Source organism: Bacillus sp. AFS055030, from assembly GCF_002574545.1.
In the GTDB taxonomy this organism is placed as follows: Bacteria; Bacillota; Bacilli; order Bacillales; family Bacillaceae_G; genus Gottfriedia.
In genome coordinates, this window is sequence record NZ_NUGT01000002.1 from 17,065 (window position 1) to 42,895 (window position 25,831).

Below are 25,831 nucleotides of genomic sequence, written 5' to 3' on the forward strand. Positions count from 1 at the left end.
AGTTACATCATGCCCCTTTCTAACCTTGTCAAACTAGGTCTAAGATGAGTCAGAAATTGTATGCGATCGACAATGATTTGGCTGTCTTCGTTTATATACGCGCATTCCATCTCATTGCCTTCATCACCATAATGATCCGGTGCTCTGTTCATTATGCTGCAAATTCTCAACTGCATTGGTCTCATTATCGATGCCGCAATAACTGCCTCCTTATTACCATTAAAACCGGCATGAGCAGTACCTCTTAGTGCACCCATAATAAAGATATTTCCACCCGCAATAACAGTTCCACCTGGGTTAACATCACCGATTAACAGTAAATCACCTTTCACTTGGAGAATCTGACCGGATCTTACCATTCTACAAATAGGTACAATTTCCTCCCTTTTCATCCATTCAATAGCATCTTGCTTGGAAATCACATTACTTTCGATTGCTTCAACCACAAGATTATTCTTTTTACGAACAATTGAACGAATAATTTCATCTTGTTCAGGAGTTAAAAAACGATTTCCTATTTTTAATCGAACTGCAAGTAAGGGACGATCATTGCTCTCAAACAAGTGGGTAGACAGTCTTTCTTCAATTTCATCTACTAGAATTTGAAAAGAACATGTATCATCGAGGTGCAGTGTTAGACCATCTTTCGTTCCTTTTATTGTAACATATTGTTGCCTCTGTTCCATGATAAGTGTTCACCCCGATTGTATAATTCGACATGCACCCGAAAAATCCTTTATTTTTCCTCATTATTTTCACGAATCGTTCTTAATAATGATGAGAAAGGATATGCAAAAATTAAGATAAATAGTGCATTCAGTAATAGTGTCGGAAATAATCGATGATTCAAAAAGTATGTATTATTCATATTAGTATATCCGAATAACGCATTTAAGCCGTATACTAAATATTCTAAAGCTGCTGTCCATATTAAAACAAGAATACTTCGAACGAATAAATTCGCGTAAAGTATTTTAATTGCTTGACTTATTAAAAAGACAAATAACGGAAATGCAGCTAAATAGATACCTATAATCTCTGTATAAACAATATCATAAATGAGCCCAAAAATAACACTATAAATAAGCGCCCTCTTCGGATTGTAATATAGTGTAATAAATAATAAGCCAAAAAATAAAAAATGTGGAACAACTATCGCATTATGTCCTAGAATGTTTGGCGATACAGTTGATACATAAATATTTTCTAAAATAAACAGAATTGTTAAAAGGAGAGGTAAACCATACTTACTCATTTACAAATTACTCTCCTTTCTGAGGCTGATCAATTGAACGCTTAACAGCTAATACATGATTTATGTCATTAAAATCTGCTTGTGGCTTAATATAAGCTGTTTGTGTTAGTCCATGTTCATCAGGAACAACTTCCTCAACTTTTCCTATTACTAGATTAGCTGGAAAAACACCGCCAAGACCCGAAGTCACAACTGTTTGTCCTTTTTTTACTTTTGCATTTGATGGAATTCGTTTAAATAATAAAGCTTGTTTCTCAACATCAAAACCTTCTATCAAACCAAAAACCGTATCACCTTTTTGCTGAATTTTAGCAGAAATTCGATTGGTTCGATCTGAAGAACTTAATAATTGTACAGTTGATGAAAATTTAGAAACATTTTTAACTTTACCAATTAAGCCTTTAGAAGTGATTACTGCCATTTCTTTTTCAATTCCACTTAGCGATCCTTTATCAATGGTAATGATTTGTTGCCATTTATCTGGATCTCTTATAGTAACTGTAGCTTGAAATGTATCATAATCACTTAAGCTTTTTGTGATTCCAATCATGTCTTTTAATTCTTTGTTTTCTTTTTCTAATGCTTTCTCACGTACAGATAATTCAACATATTTATCGAGCTTACTTTTTAAAACTTGATTTTCATCATATGTATCTTTTAAGTCCGCTATATTATTAAATAAACCCGCAATAAGTTGTGCGGGCTTATTAAATACTTTTTCAGTCAAACTTACTGTATCTTTAATAAACTGCTCAGGAATTGAAAGGTTTCTATTACTTCTTAAAGAATAACCTAGAAGTGCCACTAGTAAGATAATAGCAGCTAAGACAATCATTAAACGTTTATTTTGAAAAAAATGTGGCATTCTTACACCCTCTTATAACAATTCAACTTTTTGTTCTAACGATTTCATGAATGTAATCCTCACTAAACGTAGTGAGGATTACCTATTTTTAACTAATCTTCTTATTAAAGAACTAATATAGTAGTTCAACTATTTAGATCACTAGACAAATTTTTATATGACAAAGCAATTTTATCGATATGAAGATCCTGAAGAAGAATAATTCTTTTTGAAAATATCGATATTATCTAATGCTTTACCTGTTCCCATTGCAACACAGTCAAGAGGGTCTTCCGCAACAATTACAGGCATATTTGTTTCTTCAGCAATTACTTTGTCAATATTACGAAGAAGTGCTCCACCGCCAGTAAGAACGATTCCACGATCAATAATATCCGCTGCTAATTCAGGTGGTGTTTTCTCTAAAGTATTTTTTACAGATTCAACGATTGCGGCAACTGTATCACTTAATGCAGCTGCAATTTCTTCTCCGTGAATTGTAATTGTTTTAGGTAAACCTGAAATTAAATCACGTCCACGAATATCCATTTGTTCATCTGATTCAGTTTTAATAGCTGAACCAATTTCAAGTTTTAACTGTTCGGCAGTACGTTCACCAATAGATAAATTATAGTTCTTTTTAATATATTGAATAATCGCTTCGTCCATATCATCACCAGCAGTACGAATTGATTGGCTAGTAACAATTCCACCTAGAGAGATAATAGCTACTTCAGTTGTTCCTCCACCAATATCAACAACCATACTTCCAGTTGGCTCCATAACCGGTAAATTAGCACCAATAGCTGCGGCAAAAGGTTCTTCAATTAAGAAAGCATCACGTGCACCCGCTTGTCTTGTTGCATCAATAACAGCTCTTTTTTCAACAGCAGTAATGCCTGATGGCACACATACCATTACATAAGGTTTACGTGAGAAAAATCCGTTACTCTTTTGAGCTTGATCAATATAGTGTTTCATCATTGTTGCTGTTGTTTCAAAGTCAGCAATAACTCCATCTTTCATTGGTCTAGTTGCAACAACATTCCCCGGAGTACGACCAATCATAAGCTTTGCTTGGTTCCCTACAGCAACAATTTGTTTCGTATCTGTTTTTAAAGCAACAACAGAAGGTTCTCTAACTACAATTCCTTTTCCTTTTACAAAAACTAAAGTATTCGCAGTACCTAAGTCTATTCCTAAATCTCGAGTAAATCCACCTAATCCAAACATATGTATCTTCCTTTCTAAAACGTACAACTAATATTCAAATTTAATATATCTATTCTATATTCTCTTATCGTTAGTAAATAACAGGTTTTTATCCATAACTTACATTATAAAACAATTAGCTAATAATGAACACCCTTAAACGTAACCTTTTTCTTTTAAACTGACATACTTATGTTCACCAATTATGATATGGTCTAGTAATTCAATTCCAATTATTTTTCCACATTCAACTAATCGTTTTGTAACTTCGATATCTTCTCGACTCGGAGTTGGATCCCCACTTGGATGATTGTGTAAACAGATAATCGAGCTTGCAGATCTTCGAAAAGCTTCTTTAAAAACTTCACGTGGATGGACGATCGAAGCATTTAAACTACCTTTAAAAATAGTTTCGCGGGCAATAACTTGATTTTTCGTATTTAAGTATAAACATACAAAATGCTCTTGTTCAAGAAATCGCATTTCATCCATCATAAATTTAGCACAATCATCTGGACTTTTAATACTAAATCTTTTGTCATATTGAAGCCGGTTAATCCTTTTTCCTAATTCAAAGGCAGCAAATAACTGTACGGCTTTTGCTTCACCAATACCTTTAATATTTGATATTTCTTCAACAGACGCGTTCATTAATAATCTTAGTCCATCAAATTTCAATAAAAGTTCATTTGAAACTTTTAAAACCGATTCATTTTTTGTCCCAGTTCTTAATAAGATCGCAAGTAGTTCCTGATTAGTCAAACTACTGGGACCAAATTTTAACAATCGCTCTCTAGGTCTTTCATCTTTTGGAAAATCTTTAATGAGAAGCGAATTTGACAAAGTACCACCTCAAATCAAAAGTTAAAAATTTAGTTCATTTAGTTTTCTCTTAACTTTATTGATCGGAAGTCCAACTACAGAATAGTAGTCACCCTCAATTTTCTCTACAAATGTACCGCCATATCCTTGAATACCGTAAGAACCTGCTTTATCCATTGGTTCATTCGTATTGATATAGTCAATTATTTCTTGATCACTTAGTTCACTAAAGGTAATTTTAGTACATTCATAAAAGCTACTACGTTCACCGTTATTAATAATTGAAACTCCAGTATAAACCTCATGTGTTTTTCCAGATAGCATTTTTAACATGGCAAATGCATCTTCTTTTGAGGTAGGTTTACCTAGTTTTTTATCATTATAAGTAACGATTGTATCAGCACCGATTACTACTGCATTTGGATTTTTATTGGACACATCTATTGCTTTTTCTTCCGCCAATTTCATTACAATCTCAGAAGACTGCAAGTTCTGCTCCATTACTTCTTCAACATCACTAGTTTCAATGATAAAAGGGATATTTAACATGCTAAGTAGTTCTTTTCTTCGAGGAGATGCAGAGGCTAATATAAGTTTTTTCATTTTATTCACCTAATTATTTTATTTAAAGGAAGGATACATGACTATCCTACCCAGATAATCACTATAACACAAATTAATAAAAAACACTTTTCGTTGCCTATTCGTTATTAAAATGTAATAAAAATGAAAGTTTTGTTAAGTATTAAAATACCCTAATAATAAAATTTCATTTTTAAATATTTTATGTCTAAATCTAGTCTTTTCAGGTTAAAATTTGCTTAAAATTTTAATAGATCTAAATTACAATAAGACATTCTTTATGATAAATATTAATTTCTTTCATTCGATTTGTAATAAAAAATACACTAACAAAATTTAATTTGTTAGTGTATTTTTTTGTTCTTTTAATATTTTAAATAAGGATAGTAAATCATATTGGACCGATTGGGTTACCTTTGTTAGATTTTGTTTACTACTTGAGGACATAATTTTTTCGATGTTTTGTAAATGCTTAAGCCCCTTTAGTAATTGTTTATTTTTAATATAGTCTTTTTGGTTGCTCAAGATTAGTATTGTTGAACTTATTTGTTCAAGTTGTTTCTCATTATTAAAGTTTTGATCTGTTAAATAAGATAGCATAAAATTAAATGTTTCGACTTCGGCTTTGTACATATCTACTGATTGTTTTGGACCTTTGTATTCTTGCCCACCAACTGTTTCTTCTTTTAAATAAGTACTTTTTAATTTTTTCTTAACTTCATCTGTTAAAAACGTGCTATCTTTCCCACTCAGAGCAATAACGACAAAATAATTATCATTTTTTTCATAAATGACTGGGGTTAAGCCATTTGTAGATACTTCTTTTACATTTTTCTTTGCTGACTCGATACTTTTATACATTCCAACTTGTGCTAAATCAAATTTCACTGCTAGAATCTTCATTTGTACTTGAGTAGTTGTTGTACCAGAAACCGATACACTATTTTTAGTTGGGCTCAGCGCATCTGGCTTTGATTGTTTAAATATCCCTAAAAATACAAATCCAAAGCATAGCCCTATTAAACTTGCACCTATAATTGAAATAATAATACTTTTTGAAGGTGACTTCTTTGTGAAAAAAGTAATCTTCTTTTTCTCCTTTATTTTTTGCACTGGCTTAATCTTTTTCTTTTTTTTAACATCATCTAAAACGATTACTTTTTTTCCTAACCCGTCTGGAGTAGGTAAAACCCAACCAAATTCCTCGTCCTTCTTTTCCTGTTCGTGAGAAGTCACGGCACCTTCTTCAAACGCTTTTTCCTCGCCATTAATTTTAATTGAGATCTTTGAGGACTTGTCCATATGAATCCTCCTACTACTTTATTTTAAAACGTAAAAAAATACTAACATATAATTCCAGAAAAACACGCCGACATTTGTCGAGGACATACAGGTATCGTGCAACAAAAAATTACAAAACTTGCCCATACATAAATAAATAACCACCGTAGTATTCCCAGTGGTTATTTTCTATATATTGCCACTTTATTTCTTCCAGCATTTTTTGTAATTCTCAAGCTTAGAATCGAATAGGCTAATTAATTTATTAAAAGATCAGCAACTAATAAAAGAAATGTAGCATCATTAATTTTAATCGGCTAAGCGAATTTTTTTAGCAAATATTTTCTTACTACTGAGATAAAATATAGTGAACCGGTAATTAATAATATTTCGTTTTCCTGAATATCCTTTATATTCTCATCTATTGCATTAAATAAATCACTTTCATATTTAATATTAAGTTTATTTGCATTCGAAATTAATTCATCTTTATTCATCGCTCTTGGAAAATCAAAAGTTGTCATTAAAATATTATTAGTTATTTCCTGTAATCCTTTTACCATCTCTTCAACATTTTTATCTTTTAATGCGGAGAAGAGAATTTTTATTTTCTTATTATAAAAACGATTATTCATCGTCTCCACTAAACTTTTTATTCCTTCAACATTATGTGCACCATCAATATAAATGACAGGATTAAAAGCTATTAGTTCTAATCTACCTGCTTTTTGAGCTATTTTTAATCCCCTTTTGATATGATCTTCACTAAACTTCATTCCATATTTATTTTGTAATAATTGAACTACACAGATGGCGCAAGCAGCATTCCTAATTTGATGGTGTCCAAGCATTGATAACTCAATATTTTCAATCAGCCTTTCAAGTCCTTTATAATTAAATTTTTCATAAAGTGAATCTTTCAATGGAGAAGCAAAAAAATGCTTACCATATTCAAAATACTCAGCTTCATTGTTGATTGCGGCATTTTGAATAATCGTTAAAGCTTTTTCTTTTAATTCTGCTGTAACAATTGGAATTCTCTTTTTAATAATTCCTGCCTTATGTTTCGTAATATCTTCTATTGTTTCACCAAGAATTTGTTGATGATCATGGCCAATACTCGTAATAATACTAATTAGAGGGATCATTACATTCGTGCAATCCTCTAATCCACCTAAACCTGCCTCTACTAAAAAGATGTCATGTTCTTTTATTTTACCGAAAAAGTAAAAAGCCATTGTTGTAATGATTTCAAATTCAGTTGGAGCACCACAAGGTAATTGTTCAACTTCTTCAACAATTGGAATCATACAGTTTACTAGTTCAATAAATTCTTGTTCACTAATCATTTCACCGCAAAACATGATTTGCTCACGATAATCTATTATATATGGTGATGTAAAAGTTCCTACAGTATAACCAGCTTCTAATAAAATACTTTGAAGAAAAGAAATTGTAGAGCCTTTACCGTTCGTACCCGCTACATGAATTGCTTTGACACTTTGCTGTGGATTTCCGAGTCTAACAAGCATTTCTTCCATTCTTTGTAAGCCAGGTACAATACCAAACTTTGTTCTGTTATACATCCATTTCAGTGCTTCATCATATGTATCAACCATCTTAACCCTACCTTTATAGTAAAAAACGACGAATCTTTAACTCAATTCGTCGTTTTTATCATACTTACTTTTATTACAGTCAATTAGAACGACTGCTTGAACTACTTATTTACTTAATTCTGCAATTCGAGCTCTTACAGATTCTTGTTTTTCAAGATAATCTTTTTCTTTACGACGCTCTTCTTCAATAACTGCTGCAGGAGCTTTCGCCACAAACCCTTGATTACTTAATTTCTTTTGAACTCGCTCAACTTCACTAGTCCATTTTTCTAATTCTTTCTCTAAACGTTTTTTCTCTTCTTCAAGATTAATTAAACCTTCTAGAGGAAGATAAAGCTCAGCACCACTAATTACTGCTGACATTGATTTTTCTGGTGCAGTTAAGTTAGTAGAAATTGTTAATTCATCTGGATTACAGAAGCGCTCGATATATGAACGGTTTGCTTCTAATGAAGCTGCGATCGTTTCATCCTTTGCAGAAATCATTAGTTGAACTTTTTTGCTCATTGGCGTATTAACTTCTGCACGAATATTACGAACTGAACGAATTAACTCAACTAACATTTTCATTGTTTCAGAAGCTTCTTTATTTGTTAATTCCTCTTTAACTGTTGGCCAAGCAGAAACAGTAATAGACTCCCCTTGATGAGGTAGAGATTGCCAAATTTCTTCCGTAACGAATGGCATAAACGGATGTAAAAGCTTCATCGTACTTTCTAATACGTGTGCAAGAACCGAACGAGTCATATTTTTTGCATCTTCGTTGTCACCATATAATGGAATCTTTGCCATTTCAATATACCAGTCACAAACATCGTCCCAAATGAAGTTATAAAGTACACGGCCTACTTCGCCAAATTCATAACGATCGATTAAAGCTGTTACACTTTCAATTGTTTCATTTAAGCGAGTTAAAATCCATTCATCAGCAACAGATTTTTCCTTCGTTAAATCAATATTTTCATATGTGAAACCTTCCATATTCATTAAAGCAAAACGAGAAGCATTCCAAATTTTGTTTACAAAGTTCCAAGTAGCTTCAACTTTCTCAATGCTGAAACGTAAATCTTGACCTGGTGAGCTACCTGTTGTTAAGAAGTAACGTAACGAATCTGCTCCATATTTCTCAACAACATCCATTGGGTCAACACCATTACCAAGTGATTTACTCATTTTACGGCCTTGCTCGTCACGTACTAAGCCATGAATTAAAACATCGTTAAATGGACGTTTACCAGTAAATTCAATTCCTTGGAAAATCATTCGAGATACCCAGAAGAAAATAATATCATAACCAGTTACTAATACATTTGTTGGGAAGTAAGCTTGGAAATCCTTACTTTCTTCATTTGGCCAACCTAAAGTTGAAAATGGCCATAATGCTGAACTGAACCAAGTATCTAAAACGTCATTATCTTGATTCCAATTTTCTATATCAGCTGGTGGCTCTTGATTTACATAAATCTCACCAGTTTCTTTATGGTACCAAGCTGGAATACGATGTCCCCACCATAATTGACGTGAAATACACCAGTCACGGATATTTTCCATCCAACGTAGATACGTTTTTTCAAAACGATCTGGTACAAATTTTACGCTATCGTCAGATTTTTGTAATGCAACTGCAGCATCAGCTAGTGGTTGCATTTTAACAAACCATTGAGTTGATAAATATGGCTCAACAACTGCTCCGCTACGTTCACTATGACCTACAGAATGCATATGTTCTTCGATTTCAACAAGAACACCCATCTCTTGTAAATCTTTAACGATTTGCTTACGGCATTCAAAGCGATCCATACCATTGTATTTTCCTGCTTTTTCATTCATCGTACCATCTTCATTCATTACAAGAATGCGAGGTAAGTCATGACGGTTTCCAACTTCAAAATCATTAGGATCATGGGCAGGAGTAATTTTTACAACCCCAGTACCAAATTCCATATCAACATATTCATCTGCAATAATTGGAATTTCACGATTAACGATCGGAAGAGTAACAGTTTTACCAACCATTGATTTATATCTTTCGTCTTCTGGGTGAACCGCAATTGCAGTATCTCCAAGCATTGTTTCAGGACGAGTAGTTGCAATTTGAATTTTTCCAGTTCCGTCTGTTAATGGATATTGCATATGGTAGAATGCACCTTGAACATCCTTATAAATAACTTCGATATCTGATAAGGCAGTTTTAGTTGCTGGATCCCAGTTGATGATATATTCACCACGATAGATCAATCCTTTGTTGTACAGCTTTACGAATACTTCTTTTACTGCATCAGATAGACCTTCATCTAATGTGAAGCGTTCGCGAGAGTAATCTAAACCTAAACCGATTTTTTCCCATTGAGAACGAATGTGAGAAGCATATTCTTCCTTCCATTCCCAAGCTTTTTCTAGGAATTTTTCACGTCCCAGATCATATCTTGATAAGCCTTCTTCTCTTAATTTCGCTTCAACCTTTGCTTGTGTAGCAATACCAGCGTGGTCCATACCTGGTAAATACAGTACGTCATAACCTTGCATTCGTTTAGTACGTGTTAAGATATCTTGTAATGTTGTATCCCAAGCATGACCTAAATGTAGTTTTCCAGTTACGTTTGGTGGAGGAATTACAATTGTATATTTTGGCTTTTCTGATTCCACTTGTGCTTCAAAGAATTTCCCATCTAACCAAAATTGGTAACGATCTTTTTCAACTAAATTCGGATCATATTTTGTTGGTAATGATTTTTTTGTTGTTTCCATTCGGATTCATCTCCTCTAATAATTATTTAAAAATAAAAAAACTCCACTCATCCTTGAAAAGGACGAATGGAGTTGAATTCGCGGTACCACCTTTTTTTGTCAGTAAAAACTTGTGTTTAACTGACACACTTAAAAAAGATAACGGATCATCCGGTAACTTCTAATCACGAAAAGCTTTCGAAGTCACTGCTCAAGGGCGACATTCCAACTCTATTTTCTAGAAACCTCCCACCAAATGGTTTCCTCTCTGAAGAACTAGTTCGTTGTACTCTTCCCTATCATTGCATTTCATTATGAATATATGTAATAGTCTACAAAATTTACTTAAGCTTAGTCAACATTATTTCTAATTTCTTTCTAGAATATTCAAGATGTGTCAATAAAGTACCACATTTTTTAATGCATAAAAAAAATACGAAAAATAATTGTAATGATTATTTAACATTTTGGTATACTAGTACTTATTTAATTATGCGATAATTATATAGTATGTAGATATAATTTTAGGGGGATATTCATGGGTTTATTTAAAAATACATTAGCTCGTGTTCTCGGAATCGGTGGAACGAGAATCGATACGAAGCTTGAAAAAAAAGAATATCAAGCTGGTGAACGAGTAAAAGGTGAGTTATATATAAAAGGTGGTCGAGTTAAACAAGAACTAGATTCCGTCTTTTTACATGTAATGACTGAATATCAAGTTGAATCAAATGATAAAATTATAAACAAAAATGGTACTTTACAAAAATTTATCGTATCAGTTGACCAAATAATTAATGCAAATGAAGAAGTTGTTATTCCTTTCTTTTTCACCTTATCTGAAAATACACCGGTATCACTTCATAAATCCCATATTTGGATTAAAACTCATTTAGAAATAGAAAAAGCCGTTGACCAATACGATGCTGATGGCGTTCAAGTAGTTCCTTCAATAGGATTAAAAACGGTAATCCAAGCACTTCAAGAAGAAGGATTTGTATTAAGAGATAGTGAAAACAAAAAGAAATATGGGAAAATTATTCAAGAATTTGAATTTTACCCAATGAACGGTGAATTCCGCGGAAAATTAGAGGAGGTTGAAGTTAACTATATAAGCTTTGACAAAACGGTCGACGTAATTCTTCAGCTAAATCAAAAACAAAAAGAAACTACAGGTAAGTTTGCTAAGTTCTTTAGTACGGATGAAAATAATGTTCGAATTTCTTTTTCAAAAGATCATATTAAAGACAAGGATTTTGTACGTAAAAGTATAGTAAACGCAATTAAACGACATGTAAAATAATTAAATTAAAAAACATCTATCCATGCTGCTTATATTAATGCGGTGATCCATTTTTTGGATAGATGTTTTTAATTTTTTTCTCTTAATTAAGCAATCTAAAATCATAAACCATCTATCGATTTCGCTGCTTCAATATCTTCTTGTATTTTAGAGACAAAATATTCAATATTAATCATATGCCAGTATGCATTTAATAAATCTCTCACATTGTCTTTTTCATTATTAACCCCTTTTCGCTTTAAATATTTAGAGATTTTGGAAGAAAACTGAGTTGGATATGCCATATAGCTTAAAAATAACATTCTTTCCTCTTCTCTTAATGAAAAATTCTTTTCATACATTTTAAGCCAATTATTACGATCAGGTTGCTGTATAGGGTATGTTTTAAAAGAATTCTTGTAATAGTTAGTTAAATCTTGAATTGGAGTAGTTTCTTGTGCATTTTCTAGATTGATATAGACACCTTCACCTCTCTTATTTACAAGAAAGTGAGAAATAGATAAATTTCCATGATTCATGACAACTCTAGTATTTTCAGTTTCCTTCATTTTTTTAAACCATTCTTCTAACTGTCCCTTAGCAAATTGATGTGCACTTAATATTTTATGAAAATACGTACAATAACTTAGTTCATAAGGTGACATATACCAATTTCCTTCAGCAACTTCAATGAAGTTTTCCAATACTTCTTTATCTTTACTCCACCTTTTTGTTAAAGTATCATAATGGGTTTGTAATTGATCTTTATCTACCTTTTTCTCTTTTTGTGTACTGTTGTGCATTTTACCTAGTGAAGTAAACATTCGTTGAAAATGTAAATTCTCATCTGACTTTTCATCAACACTTTCAATCCACGGCATTAAATAGTAATGCTTCGTATTAAATTCAACAATATAATCTCCACTCTGGGTATGATAGATTGGTACAACATTTCGAAAACCTTTATCTTGCAGGGAACGAACATTTTCAATCAAATTATTTCTATAAACTCGATTCACATTAGCTTCTTTTAGTGCAAATACACCTTGATTCGTATAGATTTTAACGACCTTACCGACCTTTTCAAAATAATTTGGAACAATGTGATACTGTGCTAAAATGACGCTTATTTCATCTTTTGGTTTTCTATACAAGATGCGTCACTCTCACTTTCTAAATGCGTAAAAGCCTTGTATTAGTAGACAAGTGTGCTAACTAATACAAAGCTCTCACCATATTGTTATTGTTTTATAGCAGATACAGGAATATAAATGATTTGCCCTTCCGATAAAAATTCATCATTCAAGTTATTAACGCGATTTAACTGCTGTGTTTGTAGGTTGTATTTTTTAGCTACGGATTCAATTGTATCTCCAGTTTGAGCTAAATATAATTTTAGTTTAGTATAAGAATCTTCTCTTCCTTCACCAGTAAACAAACTTGAAAGTAGATTGTCACTTTTAACGCTTCTTGCTTCGCTTACTTCTTCTTTTACTTCTTCATTTACAACTGATTCAGCTTTTATTTCTACTTTTGGCAATTCAGGTGGTGCTTCTTGCTGCTCTACTTGAGCTTGATAATAATCCGCATAATAAGGTGGTGTTTGACGAACATCATTTGGATTCGCCACAGTATTCTCTTGATTTACTGCAGGGAATGGATTTTGATAGAATTGTTGCTGATTTTGATTATATGCAAATGGTGCTTGCTGATATTGTTGGTTAACATACGGTTGATAGTTTTGCTCTAAAGATCGATTATATAGTTCCTCATATTTTTCGATTTCTTTTTGTGCATTGCTTTCGTTAGTAGCATTTTGCAAAGTGCTAAAATCATTATCTAAGAAACTAGGTCTACTATTTAATGAATTGTTTAAATAACTGTGTACATTAAAATCATTATTCAAGAAACTAGGTCGCTCATTATACGTATTATTTACATTGTTAGATACCTGTGTATCATTCTCACTTTGACTAGATTCTGCTTGATTATTATTCATTAAAAAGCTCGGGGTTTTATCCACTGCTTGTGGCTCTAATGCCTCAGTTGAAATATTAAAGCCCCTAAATACTTCTTCATATTCTTCTACCTCATGAGCTTCTGACTGTTCTTCCAACTGTTCTGATTGCTCCGACTGGGCCATAATTTCAACATTAGAATGTTCTTCTTGTTGTTCCTCTTCAAAACTTTGATCAAAACTTTGTTCATTACTTTGTTCATTATTTTGATCAAAACTTTGTTCATTACTTTCTTCTAACTCATAATAATGTTCAGCTTCATTTTCAACTGCTTCGACGCGATCTTCAACTACTTCTTCAGGCGAAAAGACCTCTAAGTAAGTAGGTTGCCCTGGATATGTGTCTTGTTCTTCTTGCTCATCTTCCTCCTCAAGGGATTGAATCCAATCACTACCGTAAAGATTATCTTGTTCACTTGTTTCTTGATTTGAAGTTGGTTGATGGAAGTACTGGAATTGTTCTTCTTCTTCCCTTTCTTCTTGATACTCATTTGCTTCATTACTTGAACGGTAATCATTTTCGTATGAGTAGTTATTATATTGCTCATACCCTCTTTGTTCTTGATAAGTTTCTACTGCCCTATTATGATCATGAAGACCAGAAATACATAAATCAGCAGCAATTTGAATACTGCCTTTTTCAGCCAGTTGATAATCAAATGTCTCAACAGAAACACATAGATTTTCAAGATCAGTAATTCTAGTTAGTGGAATTGAAATATCTACAGGGAACTGATGATTCAAATCACAACTTCCATCTTCAAGAACGATTACATTTTCGATCATTCTTGAAGGTGCTAATTCTCTTAATGAATAATAATCACCTTGATTCTCCAAATCAGGTGTGTAATTACCTTCTAAGGTTAAGACACCCTTCACTTGAACATATTCTTCAAATTGCTGTATAGTAATGTCTGGATTTAACGAGAGTGACCTTACCTCTTTAACTTCCTGTCCTTTTTGGAACCAGACAGTTTCTTTCAATGAAAAGCGAATGTTTGTTTGATTTTCTGAAGACACCTTAATGTCCTCCTCTCATCGTCCAATTTGGTCTATGACATTACATTTTTATGAAAGAAACGAAAAATTTATGAAGAAAAGATTGTTATTTTATATTTAGAAAGGATTAAAAATCGCAGAATGAAGGAAAAACAGAAATCAAGATTATGATTTAGTAAGCAATGTACGAATAGTATCACGAAAAAATTTCTTCGTATTTTACATGCAGGGTCCTTTTCAATATTGGGTGCAACTTTTTTCGATATCCAGATACAGCATGAAGCATCGATAATTCTCAACATCTTTTCTCTAAGCTTTACCAACACTATTTCGATAACAAAAAATGGCGCCCTAAAAAAGGACACCATTTTTATTTAAACTAATTGCGAAAATGCGTATTCAGCAGCTGCAATCGTTTTTTGAATATCTTCGTCTGTATGTGAAGTTGATAGGAATAAACCTTCGAATTGTGATGGTGGTAAGAAAACACCTTGTTCAGCCATTAGTTGATAGTATTTAGCAAACATTTCTAAATTAGAAGTTTTTGCTGTTTCGTAATTCTCAACTTTTTCATTAGTAAAGAAGAATCCAACCATTGATCCTGCACGATTAATACAATGTGGTATATTGTATTTCTCAGCTGCAGCTTTATAACCAGCTTCAAGCAGATCAGCTTTACGGTTAAATTCTACATAATCTTCTTTTGATAGCTGACTTAATGTTTCGTAACCAGCTGTCATCGCTAAAGGATTTCCTGAAAGAGTTCCAGCTTGATAAATCGGGCCACTTGGAGCAATTTGATTCATGATTTCAGCTTTACCACCGTATGCACCTACTGGTAAACCTCCACCGATTACTTTTCCTAAACAAGTGATATCAGGTGTTACACCAAAATGACCTTGTGCACAATTATACCCTACACGGAAGCCAGTCATAACTTCATCAAATATTAATAATGTACCGTATTGAGTCGTAATTTCTCTTAAACCTTCTAAGAAACCTTCAACTGGTGGAACGACCCCCATATTCCCTGCAACCGGCTCAACAATAACCGCTGCTAGGTCATCTCCAAATTGTTCAAACGCATATCTTATACTTTCTAAATCATTATAAGGGACAGTGATTGTATTAGATGCAACGCCTTCAGGTACACCAGGGCTATCTGGTAATCCAAGTGTAGCAACACCAGAACCTGCTTTAATTAATAAAGAATCCCCATGCCCATGGTAGCATCCTTCAAATTTTAAGATTTTGTTTCGACCAGTATAACCGCGTGCAAGACGAAGGGCACTCATAGTCGCTTCTGTTCCTGAGTTAACCATTCGAACAACTTCAATCGAAGGCACTCTTTCGATAACAAGTTTAGCTAATTCTGTTTCTTTTAATGTTGGTGCCCCAAAGCTAGTACCAGTTTCTGCTGTTCGTTTTAAACCTTCAACTACACGCTCATTTGAGTGACCTAAAATTAGAGGTCCCCATGAAAGTACATAATCGATATACTCATTTCCATCAATATCATATATTTTAGAGCCTTTTCCATGACTCATAAAAATTGGTGACATATTAACACTTTTAAATGCACGTACCGGACTATTTACTCCACCAGGAAGTACTTGTTTTGCCTCTTCAAAAGCTTCAATTGACTTGTTATATGATCTCATTTATTTTTACTTCCCTTCTGATAACCATCTGCAAGCATCTTTAGCATGATAAGTCATAATCATATCTGCACCAGCACGTTTCATACTGATTAATTTTTCCATTACAACTTTTTCTTCTTCAATCCAACCATTCAAAGCAGCAGCTTTAACCATTGCATATTCTCCACTTACATTATAAGCAACGATTGGTTGGTGATAGTTATTTCTAATATCACGAATGATATCTAAATATGATAGAGCTGGTTTAATAATTAGGAAATCTGCACCTTCAACTGTATCTGATTCTGCTTCACGGAACGCTTCTAAACGATTTGCTGGGTCCATTTGATAAGCTTTACGATCACCTTGTCCAGGAGCACTTTGAGCTGCCTCACGGAATGGTCCATAAAATGCTGAAGCATATTTTACGGCATATGACATGATTGGAATATTATCAAATCCAGCTTCATCTAAAGCATGACGAATTGTTGCTACAAATCCATCCATCATATTTGAAGGGGCAATAATATCTGCGCCAGCCTGTGCTTGACTTACTGCTGTTTTTGCTAATAGTATTAACGATTCATCATTATTAACATACCCATCTTCTAAAACTCCACAATGCCCATGATCTGTATACTCACATAAACATGTATCTGCAATCACTATCATTTCAGGATATTGTTCTTTCGTTTGTGAAATCGCGCGTTGAACGATTCCAGTTGCACAATAAGCTTCTGAACCTACTGCGTCTTTTACATCAGGAATACCAAAGAATATGACAGATTTTATACCTAATGATACAATCTCATCCATTTCTTTTTTTAATTCATCTAATGAAAATTGAAATACACCAGGCATTGAACTGATAGGATTTTTTACACCTTGTCCTTCAACTACAAAAAGAGGATAAATAAAATCTTCTTTATGTAAATGTGTCTCTCTAACCATAGAGCGTAATGCTTGTGTTCTTCTTAAACGACGGTGACGATCAAACGGAATAGAATAAGTCATTTTTTTCTCCTTCTTTTTAAAGACAATCTGATTAACCAAGATCATCTACTAATTTTTTTATTAAAGCCTCAGTTGTAAATTTACTAGGAACAATAATATTATTCAAACCTTTTTCTCTAGCTTTTTGTGCGGTTACTTCCCCGATACAAGCAATTTGAATGTTTTTTAAATCTCCCATACTAATTGCATTTTCTATCAAATAACAAAACTGTTCTACACTGAATGGATTCAAAAATGTAATCACATCTAACTTATTATTTACTAATAGGTTCAACAGTTCATTTTTTATACTTTGATTTGCAATGGTCTCGTAAACAGTTAATAAATGAACAATATGACCATTTGCTCCTAGTATTTTTGGTACGTTATCACTCGCTAAAGAGCCACGTATAAATAAAAATTTTGTTCCTTTTTCTACTATGTAACTTAACTCAGAAGCAAATGTTTTACCAGTAAATTGACTTGGAAGGAACGCTACTTCAAATCCTTCTTCAATTAATCGATTCTTTGTTTTTTCGCCGACAGCAGCAATTTTTTTTTGAAGAATTTTTTCTTTAAGCTGCTTTGTAATACATTGCACAAAGTAATTGACTGAATTTACACTTGTGAATAAAATCCATTCTGAATCAAGAACTAATTTTTCCAATTCATTAATTGAAATATCAATTTTAACTATTTTTTGAAGTGGAAGATTAATAGGACATCCACCAAACTGATGAATTAATTGATTAAATTCATCAGCTTGGTGCGCTGCCCTTGTCACTAATATTTTCATTCCATTTAAGGAATTATTCATCCGCTGCCTCTTTTACAGAATCTATAATATCCTTTGCTCCACGTTCAATTAATAGATTTGCAGCTTTTTCACCAATTTCAGTTGGATTAGTACCTTTTACTGTTTCTTTTAAAATGATTGTTCCATCCGGTTTAGCTACTAATGCAGTTAACGAGATTTCATCTTTCTCATCGATCGTTGCATATCCAGCAATAGGAACTTGGCAACCACCTTCCATTTTATGAAGAAATACACGTTCAGCTTCTACAGTTGTATATGTTAATTCATCATTAAGTCTATTTAGTAATTCACGGATTTCTGTATCATTTTCACGACACTCGATAGCAAGTGAACCTTGACCTACTGCTGGTACACAGATTGTTTCGTCAATGTATTCAGTTATACTTTCCTCTGCCCAACCCATTCTTGTTAATCCAGCTGCAGCAAGTATAATCGCATCGTACTCATTATCCTTTAACTTTTGAATACGTGTATCAATATTTCCACGAATCCATTTAATTTGTAGATCTGGTCGAACTGCTTTTATTTGAGCACTTCTCCTTAAACTACTTGTCCCAACAATTGATCCTTCTTCAAGTTCCATTAATCCTTTGCCACTATTTGAAAGTAGAGCATCTCTAGGATCAACACGTTTTGGAGTACAACCAATCATCAAACCTTCTGGTAAAATAGCCGGCATATCCTTCATACTATGTACAGCTAAATCAATTTCACTCGTAAGCATTGCGTGTTCAATTTCTTTAACAAATAAACCTTTTCCTCCAACTTTTGACAAGGTTACATCAAGTATCACATCACCTTTTGTAACGATTTCCTTTAATTCAAATTCATAATCAGGTGCTACTTCTTTTAGTTTCTCTACAAACCATTTCGTTTGTGTTAATGCTAGTTTACTTCTTCTTGTACCAACTATTATTTTACGCATTGCTACATCTCCTTACGTACTCCATAAATGAAACTTTGAATATAGATTTGAAACAACATAATTTCCGAACAAAACTAAGAAGCAACAGATGTTAAATATGCAAAGAGATTTGCCATAAAAACGGTTGCTTACCTTTAAATACATAAATGTACTATACATGATTAAAACAAAAAATGAGCCTATCACTTTCATATCATACCAAACAAAGGTATGTACTCGAATACTTGCCCAAATCACACCTAAAATAAGGGAAGTTAGCATTAGTGGAACCCCGAATAAATTAAATGTAATAAACATTTTTTCCAGCTTGCCTAAACTCCCCAATTTCTTTAAATGTGTAGACCATTTCTTCTTTTTTAATAAAACATATTGAAAAATGTACATAACCGAAAAAATAAAGGACAGTGTAAAAGCGCCGTATGCTAAGAAAGCAAGTCCAATATGGATATATAATAACTCCGATTTTAACTGGTCAACTAATGTTGCAGTCTTACCCGCTTTCGGAATTAAAATTGATAATGAAAAAACTAAAAATGAAACAACATTTGTAAAGAAAACTAAGTACTCTAGCTTTACTACCCAATTAATAACCATTGATAACGATATGATAATCCATACATAAATATATAGCCCTTCCCTGGAAGTAATAAAGGAATATAAGCTATAATGGCTAACGGTGTAAATCATTAAAACAGAAGAAAACACCCAAACAATTGCTAGCAAATAAAATGCTACTCGACTTGCCATCCTATTTGTATCTATAAAATCTATAAAAGAAAAAACGATACTCCATGCAAACAATAAGATTAATAAGTGATATATAAAACTACTTTCCAAAAGCGCCACTAACTAAACCTCATAAAAAACCTAAATTTTGTTTTAAAGAAATAGTCTCTTTTTCTTGGTTAGTTTGCATGTGTTTTTCTTCTTTTGATTCTTGTAAAAGTTCATCTAGACTAAATATTTCTTTAAAAAGGGCAATTTGTGCTTCTGAGTGTTTAGATGTACCCATTTCTTTTGCTTTCATAATTGGATCGCGTAAAAGTTGATTTACGATACTTTTTGTGTGCTTTTGAATAATTTTTAAATCTCTTTCAGATAAATGAGGAAGTTTTCTCTCTAGGCTACTCATTGTATCTGCTTGAATATCTAACGCCTTTTCACGTAACGCAGAAATGACTGGAACAACACCTAGCATTGATAACCAAGTTTGAAAATTATCAATTTCTTCAGATACTGCCTTCTTAATTTTTACTGCCTCACGTTCACGCTCTGCTAAATTCTCTGCAACAATACCTTGAAGATCATCAATATCATACAAAAATGCACTATCAATATGGTGAATTGAAGGTTCAATATCCCTTGGAACAGCAATATCAACTAAGAATAATGGGTTACCTTTTCTTGATTTTTCAATTCGACGAATCATTTTTTCAGTAATCACGTATTCTTTTGATCCGGTTGAACTAATAACGATATCAGCTTCTTTCAAAGCGTTTTCAAGTGATTCTAACCCTTTTCCAATTCCATTAAATTGGTCTGCAAGTCTAATAGCATTTTCAACAGTACGGTTTATAACTGTTACTTTTCCTACACCTTGAGCATACAAGTTTTGTAAAGCTAAGTTACTCATTTTCCCTGCTCCAACAATCAGTACATTGCATCCTTTTAAATTGCTAAATATCTTTTTTGATAGCTCTACAGCAGCATAACTTACAGATACAGCATTTTCACCGATTCCAGTTTCTGAGTGAACTTTTTTAGCAAATGTAATGGCTTGCTTAAATAATTGATTAAAGATCGTACCAATTACATTATTCTCCTGAGCAAGTAAATAACTATCCTTTACTTGTCCAAGAATCTGAGTCTCACCTATTACCATTGAATCTAAACCACTTGCAACAGTGAATAAATGATTGATTGCATCATTTCCAGTTTTAATGATTAAATATGGCGATAACTCTTCATCTTTTAAGCCGAAGCGTTGTAATAAAAAGCGTTTCATATAATATTGACCAGTATGAACTTGATCAACAACTGCATAAATCTCCGTACGATTACAAGTAGAAACAATAATGTTTTCTAAAATGCTTTTTTCATTTTTTAATGAGTTCATTGCGTCCTGTAGTTCATTTGGAGCAAATGCTACCCTTTCTCGCACTTCAACTGGGGCAGTTTTATAATTAATCCCTATTGTAATGATGTGCATGCCCTAAAGCCCCCCTAAAAACTTTGTACAAACTTGTGTTTTTATCTCTATCTTTGCTAAAGCAAAATATCATATCTATGTTCTACATCAATATGCTATCATAAATGTAGTATTTTGTAGAATTTTTAATCCGATTTATACTATTAAATGTTCACAAATTTTATTATACAATAATTTTAAAATAAAAGTGATTACAAATAATGTTAAACAGGAGTTGCAAATGAAAAAAAATCGATTATTTATTGGAATCCTATTAATTGGCTTTGGCATTTATTATCTTATTTCAAAATGGCAAGTCCCGGCTTTACAGATTTTCACATTTTGGACGACTCCGATCTTGATTACTGGTATTGCACTTTTAGTTCAAGCTTTTAAAGGAAGAGAAACCCACTATGTATTTCCCGGAATTGTCGTCCTAGGGTTTGGAGTTCATTTTTATGCGATCGAGCACTTTCAAACTTGGCCAAACCACTGGTCCGTACTTACACTCATCATTTCAATCGGAATGTTACTACAATCTCGAAAAGGAAAAGGTGAGGTATTACCTGGTTTACTATTATTTATTATGTCTTTATTTTTCCTTTTTAATGAAAAGCTTTCAACAATGCTTGGTTCACTCCAATCACAAGTAACTTATTTTCAACAATATTGGCCAATTTTAATTGCTGTTATCGGTCTATATCTTCTATTCTCAAAAAAATAAGCATACCTTTTTATACATAACTAGCAGTTTTTAAAGGAGGCAGAACTTTGTTATACTTCCTTGTGCTATGGAAAAAATTTGTCTCTTTTAATTAGATTTCAACTTTTTTTGATGGAAGCAATATACATGGCATACAGCCTAATAAAGAATGGAAAACGCATGAAGATGCCTTACTACATTTATTTGAAAAAGGAGCAACCTTATTAGCGATAAATGAACAGTTGAATATTCAAAAGCTAAAAGAGTGATTCTACTGATCGTTTATATTATTTATTGTGAAGAGTATTTATTAAAAGCAATCGGAAAATAAGATAGAGATGTGTTAAAGATTAAAAGCTGGCGGATTATAAATACCCTATAGAATAGACTTTTATTAAGTATCTATTCTATAGGGTATTTTATTTAAGATAATGGTCTTATAGGTAAGTACTTAAATGCGCGATAGCGGTCCAACGTCTATAATGAATATTCAAGTTCAAGTTCAAATTTCACAATTTATCATTTAATAAGTTGATCCCCAATAAAACGCATCCTTTTATTTATCTGACCTTTCTTACTTTTATCATATAAATCGTATTCTTTTTCTGGTTTCGCATCTGACCAAACGATATAGGCAATTAGATCATTCTTATGATGTTCTAGTCGATCTGTATTCATGTAACTTTCATCCGGCTCCCAGTCGCTTGGTAAATCCTTACTTTCCCTATAGAAGGACATTTCAAAGATCCTATTTTCACCTTCTATATCCTTCTTTTCTTCATCAATTGGATGTTCCTTACTGTATTTTTCAATTATTTCTTTCAATTCTTTTAGATTTTTTGGTGGATTTAGAATCATATAATGCTTTTTATAGCGTACCTCTTCATCATTCTTTTTTCCTACGATTTCTTCTGTATTATTTATTTCAAAAATCTTTATTTCTCCACTTGATTCCTCATTCTTATTACATCCTATTAAGGATAATAAAGGTATAAATATAATAAACATTAAAACGATCATTTTAACATTAAACTTAATCACTTAAATTCCCCTCAAATGGTATATCCATTTCCATTACAGTAACAAATGGCCTATACTTCCCATCATAATCATCATAATGCTGTAAGACAAACCAAGAACGGAATCCTGCTAAGTTGACATACACCTTCTCCACATCTGGCTGATCCAACCCGAAATGATCATATAAACGAACACGCATAACACCTTTAAAGTGATTATTCTCTACAGAATAGTTTTTTACGGTGATGGTATTTCCCCAAGTATCATTTACTGTAATTGTAAGTCCACCTACTCGATCACTCCATGTGCTAAACGTCGGATAACTAGCATTTCTCTGTACAAAATTATAAAATTCATTTGTATTCTTTGTACTTTTATCAAACTTAAGTGCGGTCAAATTCCCTCCATTAGTCTTTAGCTCATCAACTAATGCATTTTTGACAAATTCAATATAGGATTTCGTTGTTTCATGCTCACTCGCTTCTTTCGTTAATGTCTGGTTTCTATAATCTGTTCCAGTTCCATCTTTAAAATGATCAATCATATCTAAAACAACATCTTCCATATCTCCCATTGAAAATAAACTTGTCGACATATCCTTGAACTCAGAAAAGAGTATATTCGGGAAATAAGATTCAAGTAATTGAAGTCTGAACATCCAGCTAATGTCTTTTAATTCATCTTCTGTATAATCATTTGTTGTCATATCGTTCGCTACATTTCCATTTTCATCATAGCCTGCTGGCCTATCTGACTGAAACACTACTGTATCGGAATATTCAGCATAAAACGGACTTGAATCCTCTTTATCAGACTTTCCATCTCCGTCACTATCTTTTCGGTCTGGGAAACTTGTTGGAAAGAATCCTTCAAAATGAATCGTTATGCCAAAAATTACGATCGTAAAAGATTTTAATTGCCCCATTTCTTGACCATCAGTTAATCCATCTCCGTCAGTATCTTTCTTATTAGGGTCTGAGTAAATTATACCGTATGGTGTTTTCATTCCTTTAATTTCATAGACGTCGTATAAACCATCCCCATCAGAATCTTTCGGTTCTGTACCTCCATCATCTGAATCATCGCTAGTAACAATGCCATTTGATTTCTCGTTGCTTTTAGCTAGATAATTTTCTAGGCCAGTTTTCATTGTACTGTTTTTAAACAGCATTTCATTTGAAATATCAGGTTTTGAGTAGTCGATTTCTCTCCCCCAAAGTTCCAACCATTTTTTCTTATCAACCACCATAAATTCGCCAAAATGAGTAGTTTCCACACTTATTGTATTTTCACTTGTATTTAACTCAGCTTGAGGGCTTTCATACATTTCTTCATCTGCGTTGTACCAAACAATGGCTAGATCCTTTTCCGAAGAATCTTCTAATTTCGTTTCATCATACGTAAACTTAATACTTGCTTTTTCAAATTTCGAGTACGTATTGATGCTTACAGGAGAACCAATAATACCTTGTAAATTAGTTGTTTTAATATTTAGATTGTTAGAGTTACTAATTCTAGTTGTTTTATTAATGTTATCATTTGTTCTAAACTCAACTTCAACGCTTTTAATTTCTGATTGATCAGGTTGAATCAATGATTTTCTAATTGATTGTGTAAAGAGTTCTTTTGTATCCTCGACTCCGTTATTGTCGCTGTCTTTAGCATTCGGATTCGTCTTAAGCGCATATTCATCTCCATCACTTAGCCCATCGTTTTCTGTATCAAATGTATTAGGTAATGATTTGAACTGGTGTACTTCAAATCCATCAGTTAAACCATCTTGGTCTGAATCTCCCTTAATTAAATTAGTTTGATAAGATTGCTCATCTATATTCCTTAGATCGTCTTCATCGATATCTTCATCTGCATCACTTATACCATTTTGATCTGAATCGTATTTTGTTGGGGAAAGAAATGATCTGACCTCATATTCGGTATGATCTTGCAACCCATCACCATCTGTATCATTTTTAAATGGATTCATTCCCTCTCGGAATTCTATTCCATCTGTTATAGAGTCGCCATCCGTGTCTGAAGTAGATTCAAAGAATTTTGTGTTAAATGAATAGCCGGCTTTCTCAAGTCCAAATAAAACTTGTTTATATGCATTTTGATAAGATTTTGCTGCAGGGATTGCAAGATCTTTTTCTAAAAATCCGTTAGCTTTTTCAGACATTTTCACAGCGTTATTCAAATGAGCTTTTAGTTTATTACCGTTGTGTTCTACATGATCTGATATATCTTTGAAGATGCCTATAGCATTTTTATTGACGATTTTATCAGATAAATAAAAATTAAAGAGTATATCTGAAAGGAGTACTTCAGTTGGTACATTAAAATCATTTTTTGTTACATATCCCCAAAGACATATGGTTAGCTTATGTTTGATTTCCATAAGCCGATCACTTTTAAGAATTTCTTCTTGTATGTATTCCTCTTCAATAGCTTGTTCATATTCATTAATCAATTGTTGAAGTGTATCAAGTTCATTTATATCCCTTTGTTTTAAGTCTTTGGTATCATCAATTTGCGCGATCAGTTTGGAATCAAACTTAGCATTAGTTTCTTTTATGACTGGTACGAAGCGCTTTAATTCATTAATTGCAGTCTGATCGTAGATTTTTGCTATTCTAGTATCTTCATAGAATTCATATTCACTTAACCACTGCTTCACATTTCGTTCACTAGAATTTGTATCCCCCCCTTGATTAGCAACGTTTTTACTCTGGGCATACACAGCTTGACCAGATCCGCTAAGAATCATTACAAAGATCAATAAAAAATTCATTAGTATTCTCACTTTATTTGCCATCATATTTGTCTCCTCTATTAAAATAGTAATTTTCCTAAATACGATATCTCGAGTTCTATTCCAAAGAAATATTATCTAAATCCTAAAGATAAC

21 protein-coding genes and 1 other annotated feature are annotated in these 25,831 nt (G+C 32.7%); of the genes, 2 read left to right on the top strand and 19 right to left on the bottom strand.

Features of this window, described 5'->3' with window-relative positions; translation table 11 throughout:
- Positions 1–2: 2 nt before the first annotated feature.
- From minC to CN925_RS00540, 9 genes are all read right to left on the bottom strand, one after another.
- Positions 3–689 (bottom strand): septum site-determining protein MinC, encoded by a 687-nt coding sequence (gene minC / locus CN925_RS00500; protein ID WP_098843806.1) that lies wholly within the window; start codon positions 687–689, stop codon positions 3–5.
- A gap of 47 nt (positions 690–736) precedes the next feature.
- Positions 737–1,255 (bottom strand): rod shape-determining protein MreD, encoded by a 519-nt coding sequence (gene mreD, locus CN925_RS00505; RefSeq protein ID WP_098843807.1) that lies wholly within the window; start codon positions 1,253–1,255, stop codon positions 737–739.
- Positions 1,256–1,262: 7 nt separating this feature from the next.
- The gene (mreC, locus tag CN925_RS00510; RefSeq protein WP_098843808.1) at positions 1,263–2,120 is read right to left on the bottom strand and encodes a rod shape-determining protein MreC; all 858 of its coding nucleotides are present in this window, start codon (positions 2,118–2,120) and stop codon (positions 1,263–1,265) included.
- Positions 2,121–2,291: 171 nt separating this feature from the next.
- Entirely contained in the window at positions 2,292–3,332 is a 1,041-nt protein-coding gene (locus tag CN925_RS00515) for a rod shape-determining protein (protein ID WP_098843809.1), read from the bottom strand.
- Between the two features lie 135 nt (positions 3,333–3,467).
- Positions 3,468–4,154, bottom strand: coding sequence for a RadC family protein (gene radC, locus CN925_RS00520; RefSeq protein WP_098843810.1), 687 nt, complete (start codon positions 4,152–4,154; stop codon positions 3,468–3,470).
- Positions 4,155–4,175: 21 nt separating this feature from the next.
- On the bottom strand, positions 4,176–4,736 hold the full coding sequence (locus CN925_RS00525; RefSeq protein WP_098843811.1) for a Maf family protein: 561 nt from the start codon (positions 4,734–4,736) through the stop codon (positions 4,176–4,178).
- Between the two features lie 315 nt (positions 4,737–5,051).
- A complete protein-coding gene (locus CN925_RS00530; protein WP_098843812.1) occupies positions 5,052–6,017 on the bottom strand; it encodes a hypothetical protein in 966 nt (321 codons plus the stop codon).
- Between the two features lie 296 nt (positions 6,018–6,313).
- Positions 6,314–7,615, bottom strand: coding sequence for a bifunctional folylpolyglutamate synthase/dihydrofolate synthase (locus CN925_RS00535; RefSeq protein WP_098843813.1), 1,302 nt, complete (start codon positions 7,613–7,615; stop codon positions 6,314–6,316).
- A 105-nt stretch (positions 7,616–7,720) separates the two neighbouring features.
- A complete protein-coding gene (locus CN925_RS00540) occupies positions 7,721–10,363 on the bottom strand; it encodes a valine--tRNA ligase (protein ID WP_098843814.1) in 2,643 nt (880 codons plus the stop codon).
- A gap of 55 nt (positions 10,364–10,418) precedes the next feature.
- Positions 10,419–10,654: a binding site (T-box leader), on the bottom strand.
- Between the two features lie 226 nt (positions 10,655–10,880).
- Here CN925_RS00540 and CN925_RS00545 point away from each other — a divergent pair.
- On the top strand, positions 10,881–11,645 hold the full coding sequence (locus CN925_RS00545; protein ID WP_098843815.1) for a sporulation protein: 765 nt from the start codon (positions 10,881–10,883) through the stop codon (positions 11,643–11,645).
- A 101-nt stretch (positions 11,646–11,746) separates the two neighbouring features.
- On the opposite strand, the gene ysxE is transcribed toward CN925_RS00545, so the two are convergent.
- The 8 genes from ysxE to hemA all read right to left on the bottom strand — a co-directional run bounded on the left by ysxE (position 11,747) and on the right by hemA (position 21,224).
- A complete protein-coding gene (gene ysxE / locus CN925_RS00550; RefSeq protein WP_180232770.1) occupies positions 11,747–12,778 on the bottom strand; it encodes a spore coat protein YsxE in 1,032 nt (343 codons plus the stop codon).
- Between the two features lie 86 nt (positions 12,779–12,864).
- Entirely contained in the window at positions 12,865–14,661 is a 1,797-nt protein-coding gene (gene spoVID / locus CN925_RS00555) for a stage VI sporulation protein D (protein ID WP_098843817.1), read from the bottom strand.
- Positions 14,662–15,014: 353 nt separating this feature from the next.
- Positions 15,015–16,301: a glutamate-1-semialdehyde 2,1-aminomutase gene (gene hemL / locus CN925_RS00560; protein WP_098843818.1), complete on the bottom strand. Its 1,287-nt coding sequence runs from the start codon at positions 16,299–16,301 to the stop codon at positions 15,015–15,017.
- Between the two features lie 6 nt (positions 16,302–16,307).
- The gene (hemB, locus tag CN925_RS00565) at positions 16,308–17,294 is read right to left on the bottom strand and encodes a porphobilinogen synthase (RefSeq protein WP_098843819.1); all 987 of its coding nucleotides are present in this window, start codon (positions 17,292–17,294) and stop codon (positions 16,308–16,310) included.
- 31 nt (positions 17,295–17,325) lie between these two features.
- Positions 17,326–18,090, bottom strand: coding sequence for a uroporphyrinogen-III synthase (locus CN925_RS00570; RefSeq protein ID WP_098843820.1), 765 nt, complete (start codon positions 18,088–18,090; stop codon positions 17,326–17,328).
- Positions 18,083–19,015: a hydroxymethylbilane synthase gene (hemC, locus tag CN925_RS00575; protein WP_098843821.1), complete on the bottom strand. Its 933-nt coding sequence runs from the start codon at positions 19,013–19,015 to the stop codon at positions 18,083–18,085. The genes CN925_RS00570 and hemC overlap by 8 nt, the downstream gene beginning before the upstream one ends.
- Positions 19,016–19,027: 12 nt before the next feature.
- Positions 19,028–19,861 carry a cytochrome c biogenesis protein CcsA gene (gene ccsA, locus CN925_RS00580; protein WP_098843822.1) on the bottom strand — a complete coding sequence of 278 codons (834 nt, stop codon included), beginning with the start codon at positions 19,859–19,861 and terminating at the stop codon, positions 19,028–19,030.
- 10 nt (positions 19,862–19,871) lie between these two features.
- Positions 19,872–21,224 carry a glutamyl-tRNA reductase gene (gene hemA / locus CN925_RS00585; RefSeq protein ID WP_098843823.1) on the bottom strand — a complete coding sequence of 451 codons (1,353 nt, stop codon included), beginning with the start codon at positions 21,222–21,224 and terminating at the stop codon, positions 19,872–19,874.
- 220 nt (positions 21,225–21,444) lie between these two features.
- Here hemA and CN925_RS00590 point away from each other — a divergent pair, with 220 nt between their 5' ends.
- On the top strand, positions 21,445–21,927 hold the full coding sequence (locus CN925_RS00590; protein ID WP_098843824.1) for a LiaF transmembrane domain-containing protein: 483 nt from the start codon (positions 21,445–21,447) through the stop codon (positions 21,925–21,927).
- A gap of 498 nt (positions 21,928–22,425) precedes the next feature.
- On the opposite strand, the gene CN925_RS00595 is transcribed toward CN925_RS00590, so the two are convergent.
- Entirely contained in the window at positions 22,426–22,947 is a 522-nt protein-coding gene (locus tag CN925_RS00595) for a hypothetical protein (protein WP_098843825.1), read from the bottom strand.
- Positions 22,940–25,738: a DUF3289 family protein gene (locus tag CN925_RS00600; RefSeq protein WP_180232771.1), complete on the bottom strand. Its 2,799-nt coding sequence runs from the start codon at positions 25,736–25,738 to the stop codon at positions 22,940–22,942. The genes CN925_RS00595 and CN925_RS00600 overlap by 8 nt, the downstream gene beginning before the upstream one ends.
- Positions 25,739–25,831: the final 93 nt, after the last annotated feature.

Coding starts and splice junctions, on each gene's coding strand:
- mreC (WP_098843808.1), bottom strand. CDS start 2,120: ATGCCACATTTTTTTCAAAATAAACGTTTAATGATTGTCTTAGCTGCT.
- CN925_RS00600 (WP_180232771.1), bottom strand. CDS start 25,738: ATGGCAAATAAAGTGAGAATACTAATGAATTTTTTATTGATCTTTGTA.
- hemA (WP_098843823.1), bottom strand. CDS start 21,224: ATGCACATCATTACAATAGGGATTAATTATAAAACTGCCCCAGTTGAA.
- CN925_RS00515 (WP_098843809.1), bottom strand. CDS start 3,332: ATGTTTGGATTAGGTGGATTTACTCGAGATTTAGGAATAGACTTAGGT.
- CN925_RS00590 (WP_098843824.1), top strand. CDS start 21,445: ATGAAAAAAAATCGATTATTTATTGGAATCCTATTAATTGGCTTTGGC.
- CN925_RS00545 (WP_098843815.1), top strand. CDS start 10,881: ATGGGTTTATTTAAAAATACATTAGCTCGTGTTCTCGGAATCGGTGGA.
- hemB (WP_098843819.1), bottom strand. CDS start 17,294: ATGACTTATTCTATTCCGTTTGATCGTCACCGTCGTTTAAGAAGAACA.
- CN925_RS00540 (WP_098843814.1), bottom strand. CDS start 10,363: ATGGAAACAACAAAAAAATCATTACCAACAAAATATGATCCGAATTTA.
- mreD (WP_098843807.1), bottom strand. CDS start 1,255: ATGAGTAAGTATGGTTTACCTCTCCTTTTAACAATTCTGTTTATTTTA.
- hemC (WP_098843821.1), bottom strand. CDS start 19,015: ATGCGTAAAATAATAGTTGGTACAAGAAGAAGTAAACTAGCATTAACA.
- hemL (WP_098843818.1), bottom strand. CDS start 16,301: ATGAGATCATATAACAAGTCAATTGAAGCTTTTGAAGAGGCAAAACAA.
- CN925_RS00535 (WP_098843813.1), bottom strand. CDS start 7,615: ATGGTTGATACATATGATGAAGCACTGAAATGGATGTATAACAGAACA.
- CN925_RS00530 (WP_098843812.1), bottom strand. CDS start 6,017: ATGGACAAGTCCTCAAAGATCTCAATTAAAATTAATGGCGAGGAAAAA.
- CN925_RS00570 (WP_098843820.1), bottom strand. CDS start 18,090: ATGAATAATTCCTTAAATGGAATGAAAATATTAGTGACAAGGGCAGCG.
- CN925_RS00525 (WP_098843811.1), bottom strand. CDS start 4,736: ATGAAAAAACTTATATTAGCCTCTGCATCTCCTCGAAGAAAAGAACTA.